General features: G+C 58.1%; 7 protein-coding genes. 4 read left to right on the forward strand and 3 right to left on the reverse strand.

The annotated features are described in order from the left end of the window. Window positions 1-84: 84 nt before the first annotated feature. Window positions 85-477 carry a transcriptional regulator gene (locus tag QYH43_RS26775; RefSeq protein ID WP_095152161.1) on the reverse strand — a complete coding sequence of 131 codons (393 nt, stop codon included), beginning with the start codon at window positions 475-477 and terminating at the stop codon, window positions 85-87. Window positions 478-671: 194 nt separating this feature from the next. On the opposite strand from QYH43_RS26775, the gene QYH43_RS26780 reads away from it, so the two are divergent. Continuing rightward, a complete protein-coding gene (locus QYH43_RS26780; protein WP_095058949.1) occupies window positions 672-1,406 on the forward strand; it encodes a thioredoxin family protein in 735 nt (244 codons plus the stop codon). A gap of 109 nt (window positions 1,407-1,515) precedes the next feature. Next, window positions 1,516-1,791, forward strand: a complete 276-nt coding sequence (locus QYH43_RS26785) for a hypothetical protein (RefSeq protein WP_095058948.1) — start codon at window positions 1,516-1,518, stop codon at window positions 1,789-1,791. A 73-nt stretch (window positions 1,792-1,864) separates the two neighbouring features. Here the strand turns inward: QYH43_RS26785 and QYH43_RS26790 are convergent, their stop codons facing one another. Further along, complete coding sequence (locus tag QYH43_RS26790; protein WP_053156346.1) at window positions 1,865-3,205, reverse strand: DEAD/DEAH box helicase; 1,341 nt, start codon at window positions 3,203-3,205, stop codon at window positions 1,865-1,867. A 192-nt stretch (window positions 3,206-3,397) separates the two neighbouring features. Between QYH43_RS26790 and QYH43_RS26795 the strand changes: the two genes are divergently transcribed. Then, window positions 3,398-4,696 carry a mechanosensitive ion channel family protein gene (locus QYH43_RS26795; RefSeq protein WP_095058947.1) on the forward strand — a complete coding sequence of 433 codons (1,299 nt, stop codon included), beginning with the start codon at window positions 3,398-3,400 and terminating at the stop codon, window positions 4,694-4,696. Window positions 4,697-4,777: 81 nt separating this feature from the next. Here the strand turns inward: QYH43_RS26795 and QYH43_RS26800 are convergent, their stop codons facing one another. Continuing rightward, entirely contained in the window at window positions 4,778-5,644 is an 867-nt protein-coding gene (locus QYH43_RS26800) for a carboxylate/amino acid/amine transporter (protein ID WP_301158515.1), read from the reverse strand. Between QYH43_RS26800 and QYH43_RS26805 the strand changes: the two genes are divergently transcribed. Then, a partial coding sequence (locus QYH43_RS26805; protein ID WP_301158516.1) for a hypothetical protein occupies window positions 5,643-5,837 on the forward strand: 195 nt, incomplete at its 3' end. The genes QYH43_RS26800 and QYH43_RS26805 overlap by 2 nt on opposite strands.

Below are 5,837 nucleotides of genomic sequence, written 5' to 3' on the forward strand. Positions count from 1 at the left end.
GTGTTTAAAAAGCAGGTAGACAGTGGGGGCGAGTCCATACATAAGAGCGAGCTTGCTCGCTCTTACAAGGGAAACACACCGTCTTCAGGCAATCTGCGGCTTCGACGCCACCCGATCAAACGTCACCTCATCCAGCGCATCTTCCTGCTCATCCAGCACCTGTCGAGGATGATCATTGCCTGGAATACTGCTGTCGATCAGGCTCAACAAGCGCGAACCCCGCGCCGTCAAAATGTAGTTCTCGCCGTTCCCCCCTTCATCCTCCGGTCGCGGTTCGATGTAGCCTCGCATCAGCAGTAACTTTTCGTACTCGCCAGCCACCGTTTTCAGGTGATCGAGGTTTTCAATCGGCTCGCCTTCGGAGGCTTTCTGCGCAGCGTACTGCTCGGCATAAGGTCGCGGCGTGAAGCTGTGGCCAGCACCGTTCTGTACTTCATGCAGCAAGTATTCAATCAAATCCCAGTTGTAAGTCGTCATCCTGATTCAACCTCCGGAGCCAATGTGATGGATGCCCGCGTGAAAGTCAGGGCCTTACGGTTGTGACCGGTACCGGCGGCTGCCGTTCAGCCTGCCGTCAGACACCGACCGACCAGCGGTCTGTCGAATGCAGTGCAGGTCAAACGACTAGGCTGTGTAAGCCCACTCCCAGCCCCACGCAGGAGAAAAACACCATGAACATTCAGAATCATCCCGTCGTGTCGCGGGAAGAATGGCTGGTCGCCCGCAAACAGCACTTGGCCCACGAAAAAGCCTTCACCAAAGAACGGGACAAACTCAGCGCCGAACGCCGTGCTCTGCCCTGGGTGAGGATCGACAAGGACTACCACTTTCAGGGGCCGAATGGTGAACTGAAACTGGCGGATCTTTTCGGCGGTCGCAGCCAGTTGGTCATCTACCACTTCATGTTCGCCGAAGGTTGGGACGAAGGTTGCCCGGGTTGTTCGTTCCTTTCAGACCACATCGACGGCGCCAACCAGCACCTGGCCCACCACGATGTGGCCGTGGTGGCGGTGTCCCACGCGCCGTTCGCCGAGTTCCAGCCATTCAAGCGGCGCATGGGCTGGAAATTCGACTGGTTCTCGTCAGAAGGTTGCGATTTCAACTACGACTTCGGCGTGACAGCTCGAGCCGAAGACGTCGCCGCCGGAAAGGCTACCTACAACTACGAAAAAACTGACGGTGCTGAAGAAGAACTCCCAGGCCTGAGCGTGTTTTATCGCAACGAGGCTGGCGAAATCTTCCACACCTACTCCACCTATGCCCGTGGCTTGGACATGTTGGTCGGGGCTTACAACTACCTCGACCTGACGCCGAAGGGCCGCAATGAAGAGGAAATCATGGAGTGGGTGCAGTATCACGACCGGTATGAAGACGAAGCCCCGGCGAGTTGCTGCCATGGTGGTTAGGTTTGATACCGAGTCATGGCAAATCGCGAGCAAGTGTTTGAGTGAACTTTCCACGGGTGGCAGCCCTCAACCGGATAACCCGCCTTAACCGGAACTGAGGCCTGCCCCCATGAAATCACTACTCAAGCTCACCCTTGTCGCAACGCTGACCTGCGCCCTTCCCGTCTGGGCCTGCACCCCGGAAGAAGCCACGCAGAAGCGCGAGCAACTGGCCCAGGAAGTGACCAGGCTCACTGAACAGAATCCGGCCAAGGCCAAGGAGATCAACGACGAATTGCAGAAGATGGACCTGGGAACCGCCGCCAAGGACTTGCCGGACAAGTGCCAGTTGATTGATCAGCGTTTGAAGGAGTTGGGCGCTGCGGAGAAAAAAGCTGAAAGCTGACGATTAAAGGCTGCGATCTTTTAAATAAAAAAAACCGGACTATGTCCGGTTTTTTATCAGCAGGTACCGTGCGTCATTCAGCAGCCGGGGCTTCCGGCTTGCGGCGCTTGAGCGGGGCCATGCCATCGCTGCTCACCAGGGAGTCGCTTTTCGGCCGGTTGGCGCTCTTGCGCTTGGTCGGGGTCTTGGCGGCGGTTTTTTTCTTGTCGCCCTTGGCGTCGGTCTTTTTCTTCTTCACGCCGACGGCTTTACCCGAGGCCTTGACCTTTTTCGGTCCGCCGTAGGTGCCTTTGACTTCCTTGATGGTGCGACGCTCGAAGCTCTGCTTGAGGTAGCGCTCGATGCTCGACATCAGGTTCCAGTCGCCATGGCAGATCAGCGAGATCGCCAGGCCATCGTTACCGGCGCGACCGGTACGGCCGATGCGGTGAACGTATTCGTCGCCGCTGCGTGGCATGTCGAAGTTGATCACCAGGTCCAGACCATCGACGTCCAGGCCGCGAGCGGCAACGTCGGTGGCGACGAGGATTTTCACGCCGCCCTGCTTCAGACGATCGATCGCCAGTTTGCGATCCTTCTGGTCTTTCTCACCGTGCAGTACGAACGCTTTGTATTCCTGCGCCACCAGACGACCGTAGATCCGGTCTGCCATGGCACGGGTGTTGGTGAACACGATGGCCTTCTGATAGGTCTCGTTGGCCAGCAGCCAGTTCACGATCTGTTCTTTATGCTGGTTGTGATCAGCGGTGATGATTTGCTGACGGGTGGTTTCGTTCAGCTGGCTGACCGCGTTGAGCTGCAAGTGCTCAGGGTTGTTCAGGACCTTGGCGATCATCTCGCGCAGGCCCGAACCGCCGGTGGTGGCGGAGAACAGCATGGTCTGCTGGCGGTTGGTGCATTCGTCAACCAGACGCTGAACGTCGTCGGCGAAGCCCATGTCGAGCATGCGGTCGGCTTCGTCGAGTACCAGCACTTCAACTTCTTTCAGGTCGAGGTTGCCGGCGTTGAGTTGCTCGATCATCCGGCCCGGCGTACCGATCAGGATGTCCGGCACCTTGCGCAGCATGGCCGCCTGGACCTTGAAGTCTTCGCCGCCAGTGATCAGGCCGGACTTGATGAAGGTGAACTGCGAGAAGCGTTCAACTTCTTTCAAGGTCTGCTGGGCCAGCTCGCGGGTTGGCAGCAGGATCAGGGTCTTGATGCTGACGCGAACCTTGGCCGGGCCGATCAGACGGTTGAGGATCGGCAAAACGAATGCAGCGGTTTTGCCGCTACCGGTTTGCGCTGTCACCCGCAGGTCACGCCCTTGGAGCGCCAGCGGGATAGCCGCGGCTTGCACAGGCGTTGGCTCGACAAATTTCAGCTCGGCCACGGCTTTGAGCAGGCGTTCGTGCAGGGCGAATTGGGAAAACACGGGTGCTACCTCGAAGAAATACAAAAAAACAGCTGCATAGGGTAACGGTTTCGAGCGCGTAGGCCGAGTTTCTTTGTACAAAAGGCAGTAAACAGTGGTTTTTTTGCTGCCAGTTTTGTCACAAGAGGCAAATCAAAGCGTCTTAAATGCTCTAATCACCTTTCTTGCCTTACAAAAGAATCGTTCTAGCCCATGGATATCAAACAGCTCTGGCTCAACGCCCAAGAACTCTGGAGTGCGCTGGAGAACCATCCACGCGTTTACTCAGCCCTGGCTCTGCTGTTGCTGCTGAGCATCGCGCTGATGCTCGGACGAGTGGCGCGCTACCTCATCCTGCACACCGTCAAATTGCTCGGTCGACAACCGTCGATGTACTGGCTCAATGATTTTCTCGACAACAAGGTGTTCCATCGTCTGGCGCAGGTCGTGCCCTCGCTGGTGATCCAGTTCGGTTTGAACCTGATCCCCGAACTGCACAAGACCACCCTGAACTTCCTTGGCAATGTCGCCCTGGCCTTCACCTTCCTGTTTCTGCTGTTGGCCGTCAGTTCCCTGCTCAATGCCTTGCTGGACATCTACGCCCGCACCGAACACGCCCGTACACGTTCGATCAAAGGCTATGTGCAGCTGACGAAGATGGTCTTGTACATCTTCGGTTCGATCATCATCGTCGCCACGCTGATCGACCGCTCGCCACTGTTGCTGCTGTCGGGTCTGGGTGCGATGTCGGCGGTGATCCTGTTGGTCTACAAGGACACCCTGCTGTCATTCGTCGCCAGCGTGCAGTTGACCAGTAACGACATGTTGCGGGTCGGCGACTGGATCGAAATGCCTCAGGTCGGCGCCGATGGCGATGTGGTGGACATCACTCTGCACACGGTCAAGGTGCAGAATTTCGACAAGACCATCGTCTCCATCCCGACCTGGCGCCTGATGTCCGAGTCATTCAAGAACTGGCGCGGCATGCAGGCCTCCGGGGGGCGCCGGATCAAGCGCAGCCTGTTCATCGACGCCAGCGGTGTGCGCTTTTTGCGCGATGAAGAAGAGTTCAAGCTGTCGCAGGTTCATCTGCTCACCGACTACATTAGTCGCAAACAGGCCGAGCTCAAGGCCTGGAACGAAGCCCAGGGCAACGTCGCGGCCCTGTCAGCCAACCGCCGTCGGATGACCAACATCGGCACCTTCCGCGCCTATGCGCTGTCGTACCTGAAGAGCCATGCGGAGATCCAGCCGAACATGACCTGCATGGTCCGGCAGATGCAGACCACGGCCCAAGGTGTGCCACTGGAAATCTACTGCTTTACCCGCACCACGGCGTGGGCGGACTACGAGCGGATTCAGGGGGATATTTTTGATTACTTGCTGGCGGTGCTGCCGGAGTTTGGCTTGAGCCTGTATCAGCAACCAAGCGGCACGGATCTGCGGGCCGGGCTGCTGCCGGCGATGCTCGGCGCAAGCCACATCCCCGAGCAGGAAAAACACCTGATGTAACACCACAAAACCCTGTAGGAGCTGCCGAAGGCTGCGATCTTGTGTTGTTCAAGATCAAAAGGTCGCAGCCTGCGCCAGCGCCTACACCAGGCTCGCCTCTCGCTTGATGCCCAAGCGACTGATCCACACCGCCATCAAAATCACCGAACCACCGAGCAACAACCGCCCCAGCTCTTCGTGCTGATTCCAGATCAGCAGATTGATCAACAGCCCCACCGGCACATGCAGGTTGTTCATCACCGCCAGCGTGCCGCCGTTGACCAGGCACGCGCCTTTGTTCCACCAGTACAGCCCCAACGCGGTTGAGACCAGGCCGAGGAACAGCAACACGCCCCATTGCAGTGGGGCTTCGGGCAGGAAGTTCTGTTTGCCGAACAGCAGAAACGCCGGCAACGCCACCGCCAGGGCACCGAGGTAGAAGTAGCCGAAGCGTCGGTAATGCGGCAGATCACTCGGATACCGCGCGACCAGGTGTTTGTACAGCACCTGCCCGGCCGCGTAGGTGAAGTTGGCCAGCTGCAGCAGCAGGAAACCCATGAAGAAATCCGGGTTGATCCGGTCGAAGCGAATCACCGCCGCCCCACCCACAGCCACCAGCGCCGCGACCAGGGCCCAGGGATTGAAGCGACGATTGAGCGCATCTTCGATCAGGGTCACATGCAGGGGCGTGAGGATGGTGAACAGCAAGACTTCCGGCACCGTCAGCACCCGGAAGCTCAGGTACAGGCAAACGTAGGTCACGCCGAACTGCAACGCGCCGATCAGCAACATCCCGCGCATGAACGCCGGCTCCACCGAGCGCCAGCGCGTCAATGGAATGAACACCAGCCCCGCCAGCAGCACGCGTACCAGCACGGCGAAGTAGCTGTCGACATGACCGGCCAGGTATTCGCCGATCAAACTGAAGGAAAACGCCTGGATCAGCGTGACAAAAAGTAGATAGCCCATGCTCGCCTCATTTCGAATGGCGGCGACGATAGCGGGTTTTGCTACTGATCGCGAACCCCCAAACAATACAAACCCTGTAGGAGCCGGTTTGCTGGCGATGAGGGCGTGTCAGTCGACAATGACACCCCGCAATCGCCAGCAAGCCGGCTCCTACAGGTTCGGTGGTGTTTTGCCGAATCCCAGGCAAAAAAAA

Origin of the sequence: Pseudomonas sp. C32 (assembly GCF_030417915.1) — a bacterium.
GTDB lineage: Bacteria > Pseudomonadota > Gammaproteobacteria > Pseudomonadales > Pseudomonadaceae > Aquipseudomonas.

What these genes read in the sequence shown, in the direction of transcription:
- QYH43_RS26785 (WP_095058948.1), top strand. Translation starts at nt 1,516, where the DNA reads ATGAAATCACTACTCAAGCTCACCCTTGTCGCAACGCTGACCTGCGCC.
- QYH43_RS26800 (WP_301158515.1), bottom strand. Translation starts at nt 5,644, where the DNA reads ATGGGCTATCTACTTTTTGTCACGCTGATCCAGGCGTTTTCCTTCAGT.
- QYH43_RS26780 (WP_095058949.1), top strand. Translation starts at nt 672, where the DNA reads ATGAACATTCAGAATCATCCCGTCGTGTCGCGGGAAGAATGGCTGGTC.
- QYH43_RS26775 (WP_095152161.1), bottom strand. Translation starts at nt 477, where the DNA reads ATGACGACTTACAACTGGGATTTGATTGAATACTTGCTGCATGAAGTA.
- QYH43_RS26795 (WP_095058947.1), top strand. Translation starts at nt 3,398, where the DNA reads ATGGATATCAAACAGCTCTGGCTCAACGCCCAAGAACTCTGGAGTGCG.